This is a genomic window from Kitasatospora sp. NBC_00240 (assembly GCF_026342405.1).
Taxonomy (GTDB): Bacteria; Actinomycetota; Actinomycetes; order Streptomycetales; family Streptomycetaceae; genus Kitasatospora.
This window is the reverse complement of sequence record NZ_JAPEMU010000001.1, coordinates 7,020,752-7,038,774: the sequence shown is the minus strand read 5'-3', so window position 1 is coordinate 7,038,774 and position 18,023 is coordinate 7,020,752. Positions and strand designations below refer to the sequence as shown.

Genomic DNA, 18,023 nt, shown 5'->3' with positions numbered 1-18,023 from the left:
GGCCCGGCCGTTCGGGCGGCACCCGCGGCCGGCGCGGACGGGCCGTCAGCTCCGGCCGAAGATCTCCGACCAGACGATCACGTCGGCCGTGCCCCCGTTGACGAAGTCGTTGCCCACCGTCGTGATGGTCAGCAGGGCCACCCGCCCGGCCTTGGTCCCCACACACACCACGCTGCCCTCCGCCACCTGGAGGTAGGAGGCGCCGCCCTGGGCGATGCTCTCGGCGCACTGCCGGCCGGTGGGCGTGCCCCGTCCGGTCCACAGTGTGAGGTTGCCGAGGCCGGCCTGGCCGTCGGTCCCCATGATCGTGCCGTCCAGCGGGTTCAGCCGGACGTCGGACGCGTCACCGCTGCCGGCGCTCGGCGGGGTCGCGTCGAGACGCAGGCCGAAGTAGGACACCCGCGCCTTTCCCTGCCACCGGACTCCCTGGGCGGCCGCGGAGGGCGCCGCGGCGGACGGCGGCGCTCCCGCCGACCCGGAGGAGCCGTCCGGTGCGGGCGCGGCCCCGGTGGGGCCGGCGCCGGGGTTCGCACCGAAGGTCTGCGGGCCGCTCGGTGCCGCTCCGTTCGAAACCCCCGCGACCTTGCTCACGAACAGGATTCCGCCGGTGAGCATGACCAGTGAGGCGAGCACCAGCATGGCGATCACCCCGCGCCCGAGGCCGGCCGGCGCGGGAACGTTCACCTGGACGCCGTTGGGACCGTACTGCAGGCCCGCCGGGCCGTTGATCGTGTGCGGAGGCGCGTAACCCGGATTCGTCGGCCGGAATCTGGGATCCGTCATCTCGTGCGTCCGAAGTTGTTGACCTGGTAGCCGTCGGGCCCCACCTGTACCGCGACGGGGCCGTGGAAGACGTTGCCCGACACCGAGTACCCGGGGGGCGCGGCCTGCCGGGCCTCCTCCTGGACGTCCGCCAGCGCGCTCCGCAGGGCCGCGGCGAACACCGGGTCACGGCCGGCGGCGTCCCGCAGGACCAGCTCCAGCCACCTGCGTGTGTCCTGCGACGCGGCAGGTCGGCCGGCCTCGGCCTCCTCCCGCAGGCGGAGCAGCGCCGTCTCGTTCCCCAGCCTGCCGCTCACGATCTCGTGCACACGGCCCATGGCACCGCCCGGACCGCGATCACCCCCCGGGCGTGCCCCGCCCGCCGCCCAGGCGAACAGCCACCCGACCGCGGCCTCCTCGTCGGTCACCCTGCCTCCCCAGCTGTATGACGTTGCGTCAGACCGTACTACCGATCCGGGTCGGCGGGAGGCGGGAGAGCCGAATCCTCCCCTCGACGGCGCAGGCCCGCCACGGAGGGCGCGCCGGGCCCCGAGCGTCGTCACCCCGCTGCGGCCGCACCGCTCCTCGGCACGGCTTCCGCCCGCGGCCGCGGCGCACCCGGGGCCGGTGACGAATCGTCAGCACAGCACGGTTTCAGCACATCCGGAGCGTGCTGATCCGACGGCCCCCGCGCCGCCGGGGCGGGCGCAATGGCGGCACCGCCTTCAGTCGGGCGCCGTTCTTTGTTTTCGTATTACACATAATGCGCGCCGTCACGAGTTGCCATTGATTGCCCTTCCGGGCGCTCTGCGAATGACCTTCAGGGCGTCAATTCACTGTTTTGCCACACCTGGAGGCGAGTTACCGACCCGAAAGGCTTGACGCCGAAAGTTGGTCTAGTCCAATGTAGGGTCAGGACTCGTGAGGGCGACTATTCCCCGGGGGCGGAATCCAGGCGCCTCACCCTCCGACGACCACCAGCTCCGCGACGGGAATTCCCGACGCCTCCGCGGCGAGCTGCCCGCCGTCAGCCGAACCCGGCCCCACCGTGCTTGCTCCTGTTCCGCCCTGTCACCGAAGACCAGAAGCCTGGAGTGACCGCATGACCCGACCCGACCGACATCACCGCCGCTTCACCTCGAATCGGCCGCACGTCCGCACCTACCGCGAGACCCCTCCCGCCCAGGATCCCCTGGGGCCGATCCCCCCGCGGGAGTCGCCCTCCTGCGACCGTCCGGCCCGGCAGGCGCCGCCGCGCGGCCGCGCCCGCTGCGCCGACCGGAGCGACCGTAGTGACCGCACCGGCCGTGACGGCCGACCCGGACGGGTTCGCCGGTGAGCGGCCCGGGCACGGCCACCATCAGCAGGGGCCTGCACGCCGCCCTGGCCGCCGAGTCCGAGGACCGGATCATCTACGACCTCGCCGGGATCGGCGAGCGGTACGCCACCCTGGTCGAGGAACTGCCCGGCGTCGCCGTGCGGTTCGCCATGAAGGCCTGCCCGGTGGACGAGGTGCTGGCCCACCTGGTCGCGATGGGCGCCGGCTTCGACGCGGCCAGCCCCAACGAGATCACCCAGGCCGTCCGGACGGGCGTGCCCATCGGCCGGATCCACTACGGCAACACCGTGAAGTCCGACCGGAGCATCGCCGAGGCGTACCGGCTCGGCGTCAGGGACTTCGCCACCGACAGCCTGGAGGACGTCGAGGCGATCGCCGCGCACGCCCCCGGCGCCCGGGTGTTCTGCCGGCTGGCCACCAGCGGGGAGGGCGCGCTCTGGGGCCTCAGCCAGAAGTTCGGCTGCTCCGGCGCCGACGCGGTGCTCGTCCTGGAGGCCGCCCGGGCGGCGGGGCTGACCCCGGCCGGCCTGTCCGTGCACGTCGGCTCGCAGCAGATGACGACGGAGGCCTGGCAGGACGCCTTCGAGCGGATCGGCGACGTACTGGTGGACCTCCGGCGGCGCGGGATCCTGCTCGACCACGTCAACCTGGGCGGCGGCCTGCCCGCCCTCGGCTACCTCGACCGGCGGGGCAATCCGCTCGACCCGCCGCTGGACAAGATGTTCGCCGTGATCCGCGAGGGCGTCGAACGGCTGCGCGAGGTCGCCGGCTCCGAGCTGGCCTTCGTCATGGAGCCGGGCCGCTACCTGGTCGCCGACCAGGGTGCGATCAAGGCCCACGTGGCCCGGCTGTCCTCCCGCGAGCAGCTCGACGGCGAGCGCCGGCACTGGCTCTACCTCAGCTGCGGGAAGTTCAACGGGCTGTACGAGATGGACGAGTTGCAGTACCGGCTGGTCTTCCCCTCCCACCCGGACGCGGAGTACGTCCCGGCGGTGGTGGCGGGCCCGAGCTGCGACAGCGACGACGCGTACGCCCATGAGCACTGCCGGGTCCAGGTGCCCAGCACGGTCGCCTCCGGGGACCCGGTCTGGATCCTCTCCGCCGGTGCCTATGCCGGGAGTTACATGACCCAGGGATTCAACGGATTCGATCCGCTGCCGTACGGCTGGGTCCCCGGCGAGCCGGCGGCCGCCCGGTGACCCGAAAGACACGGCCGGTTACGGCGCGTCCCCGAAAACGCCCGGGGATACGGCTGCGGCGGTTTTCGTATTGACCCGGAACAATTCCCCGGAGCGTTCTCGGGAGGCCGCCGGAGAACCGCGGGGGCCCCGGTCCCGATAACCCCGGCCGAACCGTCCCTGGACGACCGGCCCGGCCGGACGGGAGAGTTCCCGACCCGCCGCCGCAGGCTCGGCGCCAAATGCGTCGGCCGGAATTCACGACCGTCCTGAGGCCCGGGCCGCACCGTTCCCCAACCACCGTCCAGCGCCGCCGGGCCGCCATCGCCGATCCACCACCCGCCGATCCACCACCCGCCCGGCAGCGCGGTCCCGCGAGCCGGCCGGCGCCCCCTCGACCCCACCGACCACCCATCTGGGCCTGGAGCTACCCGCATGCCGACCACCGACCCCTACCTCCACCGCGCCGCGACCGGCCGCCCGTACTTCAGTACGGACGGCGAGTCGTACCTCGCGCAGACACCGCTGAGGGAGATCCGCAAGACGCAGCCCCTGCGGGTGCTCTCCGAGGAGGACCTCGCCTTCTGGCAGACCTACGGCTACGTCGTGGTCAAGGAGGCGATCCCCGCCGAGGCCGCGAAGCGACTGCTCGACTTCACCTGGGAGTTCCAGGGCATCGACCCGGACCGCCCGGACACCTGGTACGAGGAGCGGCCCTACCGCGACGAGCTGGACCGGCACCTGCACGTCTACGGCTTCGTCGAGGCGTACCACCACCAGCTGCTCTGGGACAGCCGCCAGAGCCGCCGTGTCTACGACGCCTTCGTCGACGTCTGGGACTGCGAGGAGCTCTGGGTCACCCTCGACCGGCTCAACCTCAACCCGCCGAACATCAGGAACCGCGACCGCGCGCTGATCGAACCCACCGACACCGGGTTCGACATCGAACTGCACTGGGACATCGACAGCACCCTCGGCGTGGTCCCGCAGCGCGTCCAGGGCATCATCGCGCTCAACGACACGGCGCCCGACCGGGGCGGGTTCCAGTGCAACCCCGAACTGTTCCGCCGCTTCGACGAGTGGAAGCTCGGCCAGCCGGCCGACCGCGACCCGATCCGCCCGGCCGTCGACCGGGACGAATACCCGGTGGTACGGCCGGAGTTGTCCGCCGGCGACCTGCTGATCTGGAACGGCGCGCTGGCCCACGGCGTGGCCCGCAACATCTCCGACGGCGGCGTCCGGGCGGTCCAGTACCTCTCGATGATGCCCGCGCTGGAGGAGCACGAGGAGATGCGCCGCTCGCGGATCAACTCCTGGTACACCTTGAGCACCCCGGACTGGAACCGCACCCTGGTCGGCGACGCCGTCCAGCACGAGTCCCTCCGCTACGGCACCGCCGAACTCGACGACCTCGGCAAGAAGCTGCTGGGCCTCAACCCCTGGCACGGGACGGAGTCCGCCCGATGAGCCCCCACGGCGCCCCGCGCAGGATCTGCCTGACGCTGCCCACCAACCGGGCCTGCACCGGCACCATCGCCGACATCGGCGAGGAAGCCGCCTACGCCGCACGGGAGTTCGGCGTCGAGGTCCGACTGCTGATCCTCGACTCCGCCGACCCGTCGAGCTTCGCCGAGCACACCAAGGCCGTCCGCGAACTCCCCGCCGTGCCCAACGTGATCGTGCACCACCTGGACGAGGCGGCGCAGCGCGAGTTCCTCCGGGCGGCGATCGGACGCGCCGGCCTCCCCGACCCCGGGCGACTGCTCGACCTGATGCTCCCGGGCGCCGTCTCCTACGGCGCCTGCACCAACCGGGCGTTCCTGCTGGCCGCCGCCCTCGGCTGCGACTCGATCCACCGCCGGGACTCCGACAGCGGCTACCAGACGCTGGACGGCGAACCGGTCTTCCCGATCCACCACGAGCTGCTCTCGCTCGGCCGGACCGGCGCCGAGGCGGCCGCCGGCGTCACCGAGAACGCCCTGGACCAGGCGCATGGCGGCAAGCCGGTGTCCATGGTCGGCGGCTCCTTCGTGGGTGAACTGTCGGTGGACGTCAGCGAGATCAAGGAGCTGGACCCCGCCGTCTACCACGACGTGGTCAGCTTGTGGGCCCCGCCCGAGTGGTCCGCGGAGGAGATCGGGGAGCTGGTCCAGGAGTCGTTCGTCGGCGCCGGCACCGAGCCCTTCACGGCTGACCGCTCGGTGCTGGACGTCCCCGACATCTGGCGCCTCGACATGTGCAACATCGGCTTCGACCGCGAGCTGTACGAGCGGGTCCCGCTGCCGCCCGCGACCGACACCATCGGCAGCGACTACTTCCTGCTGCACGTGGTCCGGCACGCCCCGCTGCCCGCGGTGGTGCACAACCGGCACATCGTCAACTACTACACCGCGGAGCGGCGGACCGGCGCCGGCTTCGTCGCCTACCAGCTGCGGTTCGTGAAGTTCCTGCTGTCGATGCTCTACTTCCACCCCGTCTACGTCGACCTGGAGGCGGCCGGGCCGGATCTGCTGGACGAGCAGCACCACGTCCGGGCCGGCGAGATCGCCGGGTTCGCCCGGAACGTCGCCGGGGCCGACCGCGCGCAGAACGTCCGCCGGCTGGCCGTCGTCGACCAGCGGTACCGGCAACTCGGTGGAAAGTACGCGGAGTTCGCGGATCACCTGTTGCCCTTGCGGGAACGGCTGCTGGACGAGGCGCAGGCGGACATCGAGTCCTTCGCCGCGCTGATCGAGGCCTGGGCACCGCTGGTCGCCGCGAGCCGGGCCGTCGGCCCGGCCGCGTTCGAGGGGACGGGTGCCGGCCATGGCCGATGACAGCATCCGGCTGCGCCCGCTGGTGGAGGACGACTGGGACGAGGTGGTGGCGCTGGAGGAGCGCGCCTACGCCACGAGCGGCCTCTCCGAGGGGCGGGAGGTGCTGCGGTCCCGGGGCAGCGTCTCACCGTCCACCTGCTTCGTGCTGGAGCACGAGGGACGGTTCGGCGGCTACCTGCTGGCCCTGCCCTACCCGCGCGGCGAATGCCCGGAGTTGACCCTGACGGAGGCCTCCCGCTTCGAGTCGGAGAACCTGCACGCGCACGACTTCGTGATCACCGAGGAGCTGCGGGCGCGGGGGCTGTCGCCGCACTTCGTCCGGCAGATCGAGCAGGAGGCGCGGTCGCAGGGGTTCGACCGGATCTCCATGGTGGCCGTCCAGCGCAGCCACATCCTCTGGCGCCGGCTCGGGTTCGACACCCATGCCGAGGTCGCCCTCCCCGAGAGCTACGGCACGGACGCGGTCTACATGTCCAAGGCCCTGTAGACCGCCCCGGCCGGGGCACGGCAGTACCAGCGATCCGCTGCACGGGTCACCAGCGAAAGACCGAGTAGGGCTGAATCACACATGTCCAGCATCCAAGTTCCCTTCCGCAGAGCCCAGGTGGCCATCGCCGCCCTGTTCCTCTTCCTCGGCTTCCAGTACGCCACCTGGGTGTCGCGGCTGCCCGCGCTGAAGGCCCACCTGGACCTCAACGAGGCACAGGTCGGCCTGCTGCTGATGGCGGGCGGCGCAGGCGCGGTGGCGTCCTTCCCGCTGGTGCCGACCGTGATGAAGCGCCTGGGCTCCCGGCTGCTGTCGCTGGTCTCGGCAGCGGCGCTGGTCGTGGTCCTGCTGCTGCTGGCGGTGGCCCCGAACTACCCCGTCACCCTGCTGCTCATCTGCCTGGACGGCGTGGCGGTGGGCTTCCTCAACGTCGCCATGAACGCGCAGGGCGCCGCCCTGGAGGTCGCGTACGAGCGCACCGTGATGGCGAGGTTCCACGCCACCTTCAGCGCCGGCTCGCTGACCGCCGCGCTGCTCGCCTCGGGCGTCAACGCGTTCAGTTCCTCGCTGGCCCTGCACTTCGGGGTGGCCGCCGTGCTGCTGGTGCTCGCGGTCGGGCTGACCCAGGGCGGCCTGCTCACCGAGGACCGGGCGGCCGGGGCGGCGCCCGCGCAGGACGAGCCGCAGGCGGACGCTGCGCCCATCGACGACCAGCCGGCCGGCGAGCAGCCGGCGAAGGGCGGGCGCCGGCTCTCGCTGCCGTCCCGGGCCGTCCTCTGGATGGGCCTCGCCATGGTGTTCGGCACCGTGACCGAGGGCGCCATGAACGACTGGTCCACCCTCTACATGAAGGACGTCGCCGAGGCCTCGCCCGGGGTCGCACCGCTGGGCATCGCCATGGTGTCCGGGATGATGGTGCTCGCCCGGATCTTCGCCGACGGCTGGCGCGCCCGCTTCGGCGACGGCCGGATCGTGGTCGCCGGCGCCGCCCTCGCCGGGGCCGGCCTGGCCGCCGCCCTGCTGGTCGGCGGCGTGGTCCCCGCGCTGATCGGCTTCGCCTGCGTGGGCCTGGGTGTCGCGGCCGTCACGCCCTGCGTCTACGTGGCCGCCGCCCGGCAGGGCCCGGAGGCGCTCTCCCTGGTCGCCGCGATGGGGACGGTCGGCCTGCTGGCCGGCCCCGCCCTGATCGGCTTCATCGCCGGCGGCAGCAGCCTGGTCTGGGGCATGGGGGCCGTCGCCGTCTCGGCCGGGCTGGTCTCCCTGTGCGGCACCCGGATCCGCTGGACCACCCTGGTCAAGGCCGCCTGACCCCCCCCCGGGGGCGGGTGGCTTCCCGGGCTCAAGCAGCCGGGAAGCCACCCGCTTTCACGGCGTCGACGAACGACGACCAGGCCTCCGCGCGGAACACCAACGCAGGACCGTCCGGGTCCTTGGAGTCCCGGACGGGCACCAGGCCGGGGAAGTTGTCGGCGACCTCGACACAAGAGCCGCCGTTCCCGCCACTGTAGGAAGCCTTCCGCCAGGATGCGACGGACAGGTCGGTCTCCGTGGTAGCCACGTTTCGAAGTCCTCTCATTACGGACTGGATCAGGATCGCCGACTCGGGTGCCGACAGGGCATCGGCCCGCAGTTGATCGAAGGACCTCTGAAAGCGCTGGACCTCGTGCGGGTTCTCGATGAAGTGGCCGCGGTCGGCACTCTCAGAGTAGAACCGGCGCTTGCCGTCGGGGAATACGACAACGGCGGCGAAGCCGTCGAACGGGACCCGGGCGCCGAGACCGAAGGGTGCGATCTGGATCACGACGTTGGGACGCCGCCCAAGGTCAAGCAGGTGCTGCAGTTGTTCGTACATCACCTCCGGCCCGCCCACCACCTGACGTACGGTCGCCTCGGCCAGCACCATCAGGAACAGTGGCGGGTCAGCCTCGTCGAGCCGTCGCTGACGGTCCAGTCGTGCCGCCACGCGCTGTTCCACAAGTTCCGCCCCGCCGTCCGACTGACGAAACGAGAAGAGCGCACGCATGTAGCGTTCGGTCTGCAGCAGACCGGAGATCCACGCACAGTTGTATTCCTGGATCACGGTCGCCTGGGCCTCGGCCCGGACGAATCGCTGATACCAGTCCGGATGCTCCACCGGCACGTACCAGTCGATCTCCTCCCAGATCTCCAGCAGTTCGCTGCCCGTGCCGAAGATCCGGTCGCAGGCGGTCACGAAGTTGCGCTGGGGCACCCGGGTGCCGGACTCGACCCGGGTGAGGTGGGGGCGGCTGCACGGGATCAGCTTCGCCACGTCACCCTGCGACATCCCCCTCGCCTCCCGGGTGCGGCGGACCAGGCCGCCGAAGACCGATCCGGCGCTGGCCCGCAGCGGCGGCGACGGGGGCGCGGGCGGGGTGGCGGGCGGGGTGGCGGGCTTGCGACCGGTCATGGCTCACTCCGGTGGTGGCGGCAGACGCCGTGCGGTGATCGGCTGACAGATCGTCAGCGTACTGTTCGCCGAAGGTCTTCAGCAGCGGAATGTGACAACTTCATCACCTTCGGTGACTCACCGGCCCGCCGTCCTCCGCGGGAGCGGCCCGCCGCAGTCCGCGGATGGCCGGGGTCGCGAACAGTGCCACGCAGCCCGCCAGGCAGGCGCCCGCCGAGACCAGCAGCAGCCGCGCCGGGGAGGCCAGTGCGGTGGCCGGCCCGGCCAGGATCTGGCCGAGGGCGATCCCGGAGACCGAGCCGGCCAGCTCGTACGCGGTGACGCGGTTGAGCACCGCCGGCGGGGTGTGGGTCTGCACGCTGGTCGCCCACATCACCGACCAGAACGCCCAGGCGCCGCCGCCGAGGACGTGGCAGGCGAGCAGCACCGGCAGGTTCGCACCCAGCGCCACGCAGAGTGGCAGCACGGTGTACAGCGCCATCGCCGCCGTGCCGGCAGCCAGCGGCCGGGCCGGGCGCACCCGGAGGGCCAGCAGGCCGCCGAGGACCGTCCCGACGCCGAGGAAGGAGACCGCGAGGCCGTAGGCGTTCGGGCCGAGCCGGGCGCCGACCAGTGCCGAGCTGAGGGGTACCAGCGGGCCGAAGAGCAGCACGCCGTAGCCCATCCAGATCAGGATCACCGCCCACATCCAGGTGCGGGCACGGAACTCCTGCCAGCCCTGGCGCAGATCCCGGCGGAGGGAACCACCGCTGTGGGCAGCGGGGTCGGCGTCGGTCGGGGCGTCCGCGGGCGTGTCGGCGGGGGCGAACCGGATGAGCGACAGGCACAGGGCGCTGAGCAGGAAGGTGCCGCCGTCGATCGCGTACACCGTCCCGGCGCCGGTCAGCGCGATCAGCAGGCCCGCCAGGGCCGGGCCGAGCAGTTGGGCGAGGGCGTCGGCCACCTTGAGCGTGGCGTTGGCCCGGTGCGGTTCACGGGCCACCAGCGGGACCATTCCGTTCACGCCGGGCTGGAACATCGCGGTGGCGGCGCCGGCCAGTGCCGCCATGGTCACCAGCAGCCAGAACGGCGGCGCCCCGGCGAAGAACGCGGCGGCCAGGACACCTTGGGTGAGCACCCGCGCGAGGTCCGCGCCGACCATCATCCGGCGGGCCCCGATCCGGTCGGCGAGCACCCCGCCGAACAGGACCAAAACGACGACCGTCCCGGTCCAGACGCCGAGGACGGCGCCGACCCCGGAGATCCCGTAGAGCGCGCCGACGGCGAGCGCGGCGGCCACCGGCATCATCGCGTCGCCGACCAGCGAGACGGCGCGGGCGGTGAAGTAGAGGGTGAAGCGCCGGTCCCACAGTGGGGGCCGGGCGGACGGGATTCGGGCCCGGGCCTGCCGGGTCTGGCTCTGCGCGGTGGTCACGGTATCGATGGTGGTCTGGACCAATCGATCACCCCAGTGTCCGGAACGACATGATGGGGTACTTTCACGCCATGACGCCTCGTCCGCTGCCGAAGCCCCTGGCGCCGCACCGGGTCGTGGCCCTGCTGCAGCCCCCGCAGTCGACCTTCCCGCTGGCCTGCGCGACCGAGGTGTTCGGCGACCACGGCCCGGCGATCCCCGCCCGCTACGCCTTCGAGGTCTGCACCGAGCACCCCGGCCCGGTGCGCACCCGGGTCGGCTACGACCTGCTGGTCGCGGCGGGACTGGACGCGCTGGAGCGTGCGGACACCATGCTGGTGCCCGGCTGGGAGCAGCCGGCCGACGCGGAGGTGCCGCCGGCGGTGGTCGCGGCGGTCCGCCGGGCGCACCTGCGCGGCGCGCGGATCGTCGGCATCTGCTCGGGTGCCTTCGTGCTCGCCGCCGCCGGCCTGCTGGACGGCCGGCGGGCCGCGACCCACTGGGCCAGGGCCGCCGAGCTCACCGCCCGGTTCCCGCGGGTCCGGGTCGACCCCGCGGTGCTCTACGTGGACCACGGCGACGTCGCCACCAGCGCCGGATCGGCGGCCGGCGTGGACCTCTGCCTGCACCTGGTGCGCACCGACCAGGGCGCCGCGTACGCGATGCGGATCGCCCGGCAGATGGTGATGCCGCCGCACCGCGAGGGCTGCCAGCTGCAGTACGCCGAACTGCCCACCTCCGGACCGGTCGCCGATTCGCTGGCCCCGCTGCTGGACTGGCTGGGCGGGCGGCTGGACCAGCCGGTCAGCGTCGCCGAGATGGCGGTCCGCTCCCAGGTCTCGGCCCGCACGCTGACCCGGCGCTTCACCGAGCAGTTGGGCATCAGTCCCGGACGCTGGCTGCTGGACCGGCGGCTCGCCGCCACCCGGGCCCTGCTGGAGGAGACCGACCTGCCCGTGGAGACCATCGCGCGCCGGGTCGGCCTCTCCTCGGCCGTCAACCTGCGGCGGCGATTCCACGAGGCCCTGCGCACCACACCCGCCGCGTACCGGCGCGCCTTCCGCGCGGGCGAGGCCGGGTAGCGGGGGACTGCCCGATGCCCGTGCCAGGCCGTGCCCCGCGCCGCCGGCCGGGTCATCGACCCGGGTGATCTTCGGTCTCCGCCTTCGCCGGGGCGGGCGCCGTCCGAGCGGCCACGGCGTCGCTGGTGATGCTCGTCGAGCCGGTCAGCGCGGCGGTGCTCGCCGTGCTGTTCCTCGGCGGGCGGCTCACCGCGGCCACGGTCGCCGGCACGGTGCTGATGCTCGCGGCCGTCGCAGGCCTCGCGGTCGCCGAGTCACGCCTGGACGCGTCGGGCTGATCACCCACCGGTGACGCGGGACGAGTGGTGCGCCGCGGGTGACGGCGCACCACACCCGCGCCTCCGGAAGCCCGGCCCCGCCTCACAGCGGTCCGACGACCTTCTTCCGCATGTGCCCGTAGATGACCGAGGTACGGACGTCCGCCAGTTCCTTGCGCTCGGTCAGCTTGTCGAGCACCACGGCATGCAGGTGGTCGGTGTCGCGGACGGCGACGTGCAGCAGGAAGTCGTCGGTACCGGTCAGCACGAAGACGGCGATGACCTCCGGCATCCGGGCCACGAAGTCCTGGAACTGCTCGATCACCGCTCGCGAGGGCGGGCGCACCCGGACGGCAATCATGGCCTGGAGCCCCCGGCCCAGTGCCGGGAGGTCGGCCTCCGCGTGGAATCCGCGCAGCACCCCCCGCTCCCGCAACGAGCGGACCCGCTCCAGGCAGGTGGACGGCGCGATGCCGAGTTCCTGCGCCAGGTCCCGGTTGGTCCGCCGACCGTCTTCCTGGAGAAGCCGCACCAGCGCCGAATCAAGTTCGTCCACGTTCACCCCTGTCGCCCGCAGGCCGAATTTCGTTCGGAGTATAGAAGAGATCTCTGTTCTTCTTGCTACCTTCTCGGCAGATCCCTCGTTCAATATTCGCCGCATGCCGTCCTGGCCCGGCGCTCCGGGCGGGACGGCGAAGAGGAGTGGCGACGGTGCGGGACGGACGGAACGGCGAAGTCCGGGCGATCTGCGCGGTGGTGGCGGCGGCCCTCTTCTGGAGCAGCTCGTACGCGGTGACCAAACGGGTGCTGGACGAGGTGGGACCGCTGACCATCGGCGCCGTCCGCTTCACCCTGGCCGCCGGACTGCTCGGCGTGATGGCCCGGCTGCGGCGCAACCCCGGCGTACGCCCCGACGCCCGGCAGCGGCGCCTGGCCCACCTCAGCGGACTGCTCGGCATCACCGCGTACTTCGTGCTGGAGAACGTCGGTGTCGAGCTGTCGACCGCCTCCGACGCCTCGCTGATCGTCGCCACCTACCCGCTGATGACCATGCTGCTGGAGCTGCTGGCCTTCCGCTCCCGCCTGCCGGCGACCCGGGTCGCCGGGGTGCTGCTGGCGACCGCCGGAGCGGCCATGGTGGTCGGCAACGGGGCTCAGGTCGGCGGGAGTTCGCGCTGGCTCGGGGACGTCCTGCTGCTGCTCGGCGGCCTGGTCTGGGCCGGGTACAACGTGCTGGGCAAGTACGCGGGCAAGGGCCAGGACGCCGTGAGCCTCACCTACCACCAGACGGCGGCCGGGGCCGGCGGGTTCCTGCTCGCCTCACTGCTGGAGGTGCGGGACTTCCGGCTGCCGGGCCCGGGCGCCTCGGTGCTGCTCGCCTACCTGGCGGTGGCCTGCTCGGTGGGCGGCTTCCTGCTCTACAACTACGGTCTGCGCCGGATGACTTCCAGTGTCGCGGTGAACATCCTCAACCTGGTGCCGGCCTTCGGCGTACTGGGGGCGGTGCTGGTCAACGGGGAGTCCGTCCGGCCGGCCCAGCTCGCCGGCGGCGCGATCATCGTCGCCGGGGTGGCCCTGGGCATGGTCGAACGCACCCGGAGCACCGGACAGGCGGTGGCTCAGGAGCCCGCACTGTCCGGCCGGGTCTGAGGCCTGGCCCCCGGGGTGTGCGGTCCGGCGGCACCCCGGTCGCCGCCGGTCCTCACACCCCCGGGGGAGCGGTCACCAGTCCGCGGCCGTGAGCCGTTCCACCCTCGGTGGCCTCATCCACCGCGCCTGGACCACTCACCGCCGCGACACCCGCCCCTTCCACCGACCGCAGTCACATCCCTTCTCCGTGCGGGCCCTGATGCACGGCTCCGCCCGTCCTGAACCTGCACTTCCCGCGACCCGGCCGACGGCACCCCCGCCGGCTGCGCGCCTCGCCTCAGCGGTAGAAGGTCCGGCCGGCGGCGCCGGAGGAGACCGACCAGACCTCCACGATCAGGCCGTCGGCGACCCTCAGGATGTCGACGCCGCTCCTGGCGACCTTCTCCCCGTCCGCCGTGACGAAGCTGGCCAGGTAGGGCCGGGCGACGAGACCGGCCGGCGCGCCGTCGACGGTGGCGAGATCGACGACGGCAGTCCCCTCCGCCGCGAAGACCAGCCCGGTGCGGGACGTGTGCCAGGCGGCGACGATCCCGGCGAGCTGCTGCGGCGTGCGGATCTCGTCGAAGGCCTCGGTACCGGCCTGGGCGTAACGCAGCGCGAAGTCGGGCGCCATGATCTCGCCGGCGAGACCGAGGCCGCCGTTCCACAGCGCCGTCCACCGGTCGAACAGCTCGGTACCGAACGCGCGCATGTCCTGGTCGCTCACAAGACCCCCCTTGAGTACCTCACCGTCGTGACGCCACGACGGTAACAAGCACCTACGACAAGTGACCGGCCGCCGTTGCTACGACACCACGTCCTTGCGGGCGAAGCCCCGGAAGGCCAGGGCCAGCAGCACGATCGCGTACGACACGGAGAGCGAGACGCCCTGCAGCATGCCACCCCACTCCGGTTGCGGCTGCAGGGCGTCCGCCCAGGCGTACTGCCAGTGCGCGGGCAGCCACTCCCGCAGGCCGCCGAGGGCGGTGACGGCGTCCAGCACGCCGGTGATGATGGACGCGAAGACGGCGCCGCCGACCGCGCCGAGTGGCGCGTCGGTGGCCGTGGAGAGCCAGAACGCCAGGGCCGCGATGACGAGTTCGGCAAGGAAGACGAAGGCGACGGCGATCGCCAGCCGAGGCAGTGCGACGGAGGCGGGCAGGCTGATGCCGGCCGGCAGCCGGAGGTCCCCCCAGCCGTAGGCGGCGGTGCCGACGGCCAGGCCGATCAGCGGCAGCAGCACGATGGCGGCGGCCGAGAAGGCCAGTCCGACCGCGAACTTGCGGGCCAGCAGCCGGGCCCGGGGGACGGGCGCGGCCAGCAGGTAGCGCAGCGAGGACCAGCTGGCCTCGGAGGCGACGGTGTCGCCGCAGAACAGCGCGACCGGGATCACCAGCAGGAATCCGGTGCCCATGAACAGCATGGTGGTGGCGAAGTTGAGGCCGGAGGAGGTGGCCAGTTCGATGAAGGTGGTCCGGTCGGCCCGGCCGGGGGTGCCGCCGATCTGGAACGCCAGCAGGATGATGAACGGCATCGCCGCCAGCACCCCGCCGACGACCATCGTCCGGCGCCGGCGCAACTGGCGCATGGCCTCGACCCGCAGCGGCAGGGTCCGCCCGGCCCGGTAGCCGGCGGCGTGGTCGGGCGCAGGCCCGACGGCGGTGGGCGTGCTCACGCGGAGCCTCCGATCAGGGAGAGGAAGGCGTCCTCGAGGCGGCGGTGCGGTCCGGCGCGCTCGACCGGGACGCCGAGGCGGACGAGTTCGGCGATCAGCTGGCCGGCCGTCATGCCGTCCAGGTGTACCAGCAGGCCGCCCTCGGTGACCTCCGCCGAGCCGACGCCCGCCAGCGCGGCCGTCTTGTCGGCGGCGACGGCCAGCTCGTCCGGCCCGTACCCGCCGGGAGTGCCGATCAGCAGCATCTCGCCCGCGCCGACGATGTCGGCGACGGCGCCCGCGCTGACCAGCCGGCCGCGGTCCATCACCACCAGGTGGCTGCAGGACTGCTCGACCTCGGAGAGCAGGTGGCTGGAGACGATGACGGTGCGCCCGGCGGTCGCGTAGCGGATCATCACCTCGCGCATCTCGCGGATCTGCGGCGGGTCGAGCCCGTTGGTGGGCTCGTCCAGGATCAGCAGGTCGGGCAGGCCCAGCATCGCCTGGGCGATCGCCAGGCGCTGGCGCATGCCCTGGGAGTAGGTGCGCACCGCGCGGTCCAGGGCCTCGCCGAGGTCGGCGATGACCAGGGCTTCCTCCAGGTGGGCGTCCTCGGCCGGGCGGCCGGTGGCCTGCCAGTACAGCTGGAGGTTGGCGCGGCCGGTGAGGTGCGGCAGGAACCCGGCGCCCTCGACGAAGGAGCCGACCCGGGAGAGCACGGGGGCGCCGGCCCGGACGGCGTGGCCGAAGATCCGGATCTCGCCCTCGTCGGGGCGGATCAGGCCCATCAGCATCCGCAGGGTGGTGGTCTTGCCGGCGCCGTTGGGGCCGAGCAGGCCCAGCACCTGGCCCTGCTCGACCCGGAAGCCCAGGTCGCGGACGGCGTACCGGTCGGCAGCGCCCTTGTAGCGCTTGCTCAGGCCGCTGATCTGCAGCGGTACGCCGGCCAGCGCCGGGTCGGGGGCCCGCCGCTGCCCGCGCCGCCGCAGGCCGCGCCGGCCGAGCAGCAGCAGGGCGGCGACCCCGAGGGCGACCAGCGGCAGCGCCCAGGTGCGGGCCGGCAGCGGCGCCGCCTCGGTCTTCAGCGCATCGACGGTCGGCAGGATGACCGGGCCTGCGACCGCGGCCCGGTAGGTGGCGGGTTCGGCCGGCGAGGCGTACGCCAGGTCGGTGCTGGCGAGCACCAGCCGCAGCCGGTGCCCGGTGGGGAAGTCGTGGTCGACGGCGGGCAGCGCCACCTGCACGGTCCGGCCGCCGGGTACGTCCGCGCCGGTGACCCGAAGCGGGGCGACCAGCTGCTGCGGCAGGCTCTGCTTCCCGTCCGGTCCGAGGTCGTAGAGCTTGGCGAACAGCACGGCCTCGGGCCGGTCCGCGCTCACCCGGACGGGCACGGTCGGCTGCCCGGTCAGGTGCAGGGCGGTGCCCAGCGGCGCGGAGTCGAAGGTCGCGTTCTGCCCGGGGAAGTCCAGTGAGAGCCCGCCGCCGAGCGAGGCGGCCTGCGCCAGCGCGCCGATCCCTGGCAGGGTGGAGATGCTCGGCGGCGCGCCGCCCGGCGGGTTGGCGAAGGCCTGTTCCGCGCCGGCGAGTTCGACGCTGCGGGAGCCGGTGCCGGCCAGGCCGGGGTAGGCGTCGGCGGTGGCGCCGCGCAGCACGGCCTGGAACCCGGTGGAGTCGACGCCGCCGGTCCGGGTGACCCGGAAGGCGGGCGCGATGTCGTTCCCGGCGCCCTTCAGCCAGTGGTCGAACCAGCCGGTCACCCGGGCGTCGACCCGCTCGCTGCTCTCGGTGCCGCCGTCGTGGCCGCCGGCGAACCAGTCCACCGCCACCGGGGCGCCGTTCGCGGCGACCGCCTTGGCGATGGCGTCGCCCTGGTCGAGCGGGAAGAGCGAGTCCTGCTGGCCCTGGACGACCAGGGTCGGCGCCTTGAGCCGGCCCGCCACCGAGGACGGGCTGGAGCGGTCGAGCAGCGCGACGGCCTCCGGGTCGGCGTGCCCGGTGGTGGCCACCCGGTCGTACATCGCGCAGAGCTCGTCCAGGAAGCGGCCGCAGCCGACCGGCCCGGCCGGCGCCGGCTCGGGGCCGCTCTTCGTGCCCTGCGGGTCGGCGAGGTCGCCGGCCGAGCCGGTGGTGAAGAAGATCCCGGCCCAGAGCTTCTTGAAGACGCCGTCCACGGCCGCCCCGCCGGGGACGGCCTGCGGGCCCTGCTGGACGCCCTGCGGGAAGAGCGCGTCAGCCAGGTTCCACCAGGTGATCTGGCTGCCCACGGCGTCGATCCGCGGATCGGCCGCGGACCCGAGCAGGGCGACCGCCCCGCCGTAGGAGGCGCCGGTGATGCCGACCCTGGGGTCGCCCGGGCCGTCCAGCCGTACCTCGGGACGCCCGCCGAGCCAGTCGACCAGGTGCTTGACGTCCTCGACCTCCCGGTCGGGGGCGTTCAGGCCGATCCGGCCGCCGGAGCGGCCGAAGCCGCGGGCCGACCAGGTGAGGACGGCGTAGCCGGAGCGGGCGAGCTGCTCGGCGCGCGCCCGCTCGCCCTCCTTGCTGCCGCCGAAGCCGTGGGCCAGCAGGACGGCGGGGCGCGGGCTCGTCCCGGTGGTGAAGTACGAGGTGTCCAGACCCACGGTCTGCGCGCTGCCCGGGGTCTCGGGCATCTGCAGGACGTGGTCCTCCTGGTGGACGGCCGCCCCGCCGTCCGCCGCGACCGCCGTCCAGGTACCCACACCGACCACCGCCGCCACCGCCAGCGAGGCGGCCACCAGCCTTCGGGTCGTGAACGTCCCGCGCCCGCGCCAACGGCGCCATGCCCCACCGAACTCCATGAACAGCGATCCTATGGGCGTCTCGGGTAGGGAAGCCGTAAAGGCGGCCGGGACACCCGTCCGCCCGGGCACGCCCCCTCACCTGCCCCGCTGCACCGGGCCACCGGGCCTCCGGGCCACGGGCGGCGGGCGGCCGGCATGGCCGGGCACGGCCGGGCATCGGCCCGCACACCGGACCC

General features: G+C 73.1%; 15 protein-coding genes and 1 pseudogene. 8 read left to right on the top strand and 8 right to left on the bottom strand.

Annotation, left to right across the window (positions count from 1 at the left end; all coding sequences use genetic code 11):
• Positions 1-45 precede the first annotated feature (45 nt).
• Both OG689_RS30110 and OG689_RS30105 read right to left on the bottom strand, forming a co-directional pair.
• Positions 46-783, bottom strand: a complete 738-nt coding sequence (locus tag OG689_RS30110; protein WP_266323997.1) for a hypothetical protein — start codon at positions 781-783, stop codon at positions 46-48.
• Positions 780-1,091 carry a hypothetical protein gene (locus OG689_RS30105; RefSeq protein WP_266323996.1) on the bottom strand — a complete coding sequence of 104 codons (312 nt, stop codon included), beginning with the start codon at positions 1,089-1,091 and terminating at the stop codon, positions 780-782. The genes OG689_RS30110 and OG689_RS30105 overlap by 4 nt, the downstream gene beginning before the upstream one ends.
• A gap of 1,006 nt (positions 1,092-2,097) precedes the next feature.
• Here OG689_RS30105 and OG689_RS30100 point away from each other — a divergent pair.
• The 5 genes from OG689_RS30100 (at position 2,098) to OG689_RS30080 (ending at position 7,890) form a co-directional block, all read left to right on the top strand.
• Entirely contained in the window at positions 2,098-3,300 is a 1,203-nt protein-coding gene (locus OG689_RS30100; RefSeq protein WP_266323995.1) for a type III PLP-dependent enzyme, read from the top strand.
• Positions 3,301-3,714: 414 nt separating this feature from the next.
• Positions 3,715-4,746: a phytanoyl-CoA dioxygenase family protein gene (locus OG689_RS30095; protein WP_266323994.1), complete on the top strand. Its 1,032-nt coding sequence runs from the start codon at positions 3,715-3,717 to the stop codon at positions 4,744-4,746.
• Positions 4,743-6,095 (top strand): DUF6271 family protein, encoded by a 1,353-nt coding sequence (locus tag OG689_RS30090; RefSeq protein WP_266323993.1) that lies wholly within the window; start codon positions 4,743-4,745, stop codon positions 6,093-6,095. Before OG689_RS30095 ends, OG689_RS30090 begins: the two co-directional genes overlap by 4 nt.
• Positions 6,085-6,582, top strand: a complete 498-nt coding sequence (locus tag OG689_RS30085) for a GNAT family N-acetyltransferase (RefSeq protein WP_266323992.1) — start codon at positions 6,085-6,087, stop codon at positions 6,580-6,582. Before OG689_RS30090 ends, OG689_RS30085 begins: the two co-directional genes overlap by 11 nt.
• 81 nt (positions 6,583-6,663) lie before the next feature.
• A complete protein-coding gene (locus tag OG689_RS30080) occupies positions 6,664-7,890 on the top strand; it encodes an MFS transporter (protein ID WP_266323991.1) in 1,227 nt (408 codons plus the stop codon).
• Between the two features lie 31 nt (positions 7,891-7,921).
• Here OG689_RS30080 and OG689_RS30075 read toward each other — a convergent pair whose 3' ends face one another.
• Positions 7,922-9,010 carry a Scr1 family TA system antitoxin-like transcriptional regulator gene (locus tag OG689_RS30075; RefSeq protein WP_266323990.1) on the bottom strand — a complete coding sequence of 363 codons (1,089 nt, stop codon included), beginning with the start codon at positions 9,008-9,010 and terminating at the stop codon, positions 7,922-7,924.
• Between the two features lie 103 nt (positions 9,011-9,113).
• On the bottom strand, positions 9,114-10,424 hold the full coding sequence (locus OG689_RS30070) for an MFS transporter (protein WP_266323989.1): 1,311 nt from the start codon (positions 10,422-10,424) through the stop codon (positions 9,114-9,116).
• A gap of 71 nt (positions 10,425-10,495) precedes the next feature.
• On the opposite strand from OG689_RS30070, the gene OG689_RS30065 reads away from it, so the two are divergent.
• Positions 10,496-11,485 (top strand): helix-turn-helix domain-containing protein, encoded by a 990-nt coding sequence (locus tag OG689_RS30065; RefSeq protein WP_266323988.1) that lies wholly within the window; start codon positions 10,496-10,498, stop codon positions 11,483-11,485.
• An 83-nt stretch (positions 11,486-11,568) separates the two neighbouring features.
• Positions 11,569-11,763 (top strand): annotated as a pseudogene (locus tag OG689_RS30060) (EamA family transporter); the annotation flags it as partial.
• Positions 11,764-11,845: 82 nt separating this feature from the next.
• On the opposite strand, the gene OG689_RS30055 reads toward OG689_RS30060, so the two are convergent.
• Positions 11,846-12,298, bottom strand: coding sequence for an Lrp/AsnC family transcriptional regulator (locus OG689_RS30055; RefSeq protein ID WP_266323987.1), 453 nt, complete (start codon positions 12,296-12,298; stop codon positions 11,846-11,848).
• A gap of 155 nt (positions 12,299-12,453) precedes the next feature.
• On the opposite strand from OG689_RS30055, the gene OG689_RS30050 reads away from it, so the two are divergent.
• Entirely contained in the window at positions 12,454-13,392 is a 939-nt protein-coding gene (locus OG689_RS30050; protein ID WP_266323986.1) for a DMT family transporter, read from the top strand.
• A 277-nt stretch (positions 13,393-13,669) separates the two neighbouring features.
• Here OG689_RS30050 and OG689_RS30045 read toward each other — a convergent pair whose 3' ends face one another.
• The 3 genes from OG689_RS30045 to OG689_RS30035 form a co-directional block, all read right to left on the bottom strand.
• Complete coding sequence (locus OG689_RS30045) at positions 13,670-14,098, bottom strand: nuclear transport factor 2 family protein (RefSeq protein WP_266323985.1); 429 nt, start codon at positions 14,096-14,098, stop codon at positions 13,670-13,672.
• Between the two features lie 78 nt (positions 14,099-14,176).
• Positions 14,177-15,046 (bottom strand): ABC transporter permease, encoded by an 870-nt coding sequence (locus tag OG689_RS30040; protein WP_266323984.1) that lies wholly within the window; start codon positions 15,044-15,046, stop codon positions 14,177-14,179.
• Positions 15,043-17,844, bottom strand: coding sequence for an alpha/beta fold hydrolase (locus tag OG689_RS30035; protein ID WP_266323983.1), 2,802 nt, complete (start codon positions 17,842-17,844; stop codon positions 15,043-15,045). The genes OG689_RS30040 and OG689_RS30035 overlap by 4 nt, the downstream gene beginning before the upstream one ends.
• Positions 17,845-18,023: the final 179 nt, after the last annotated feature.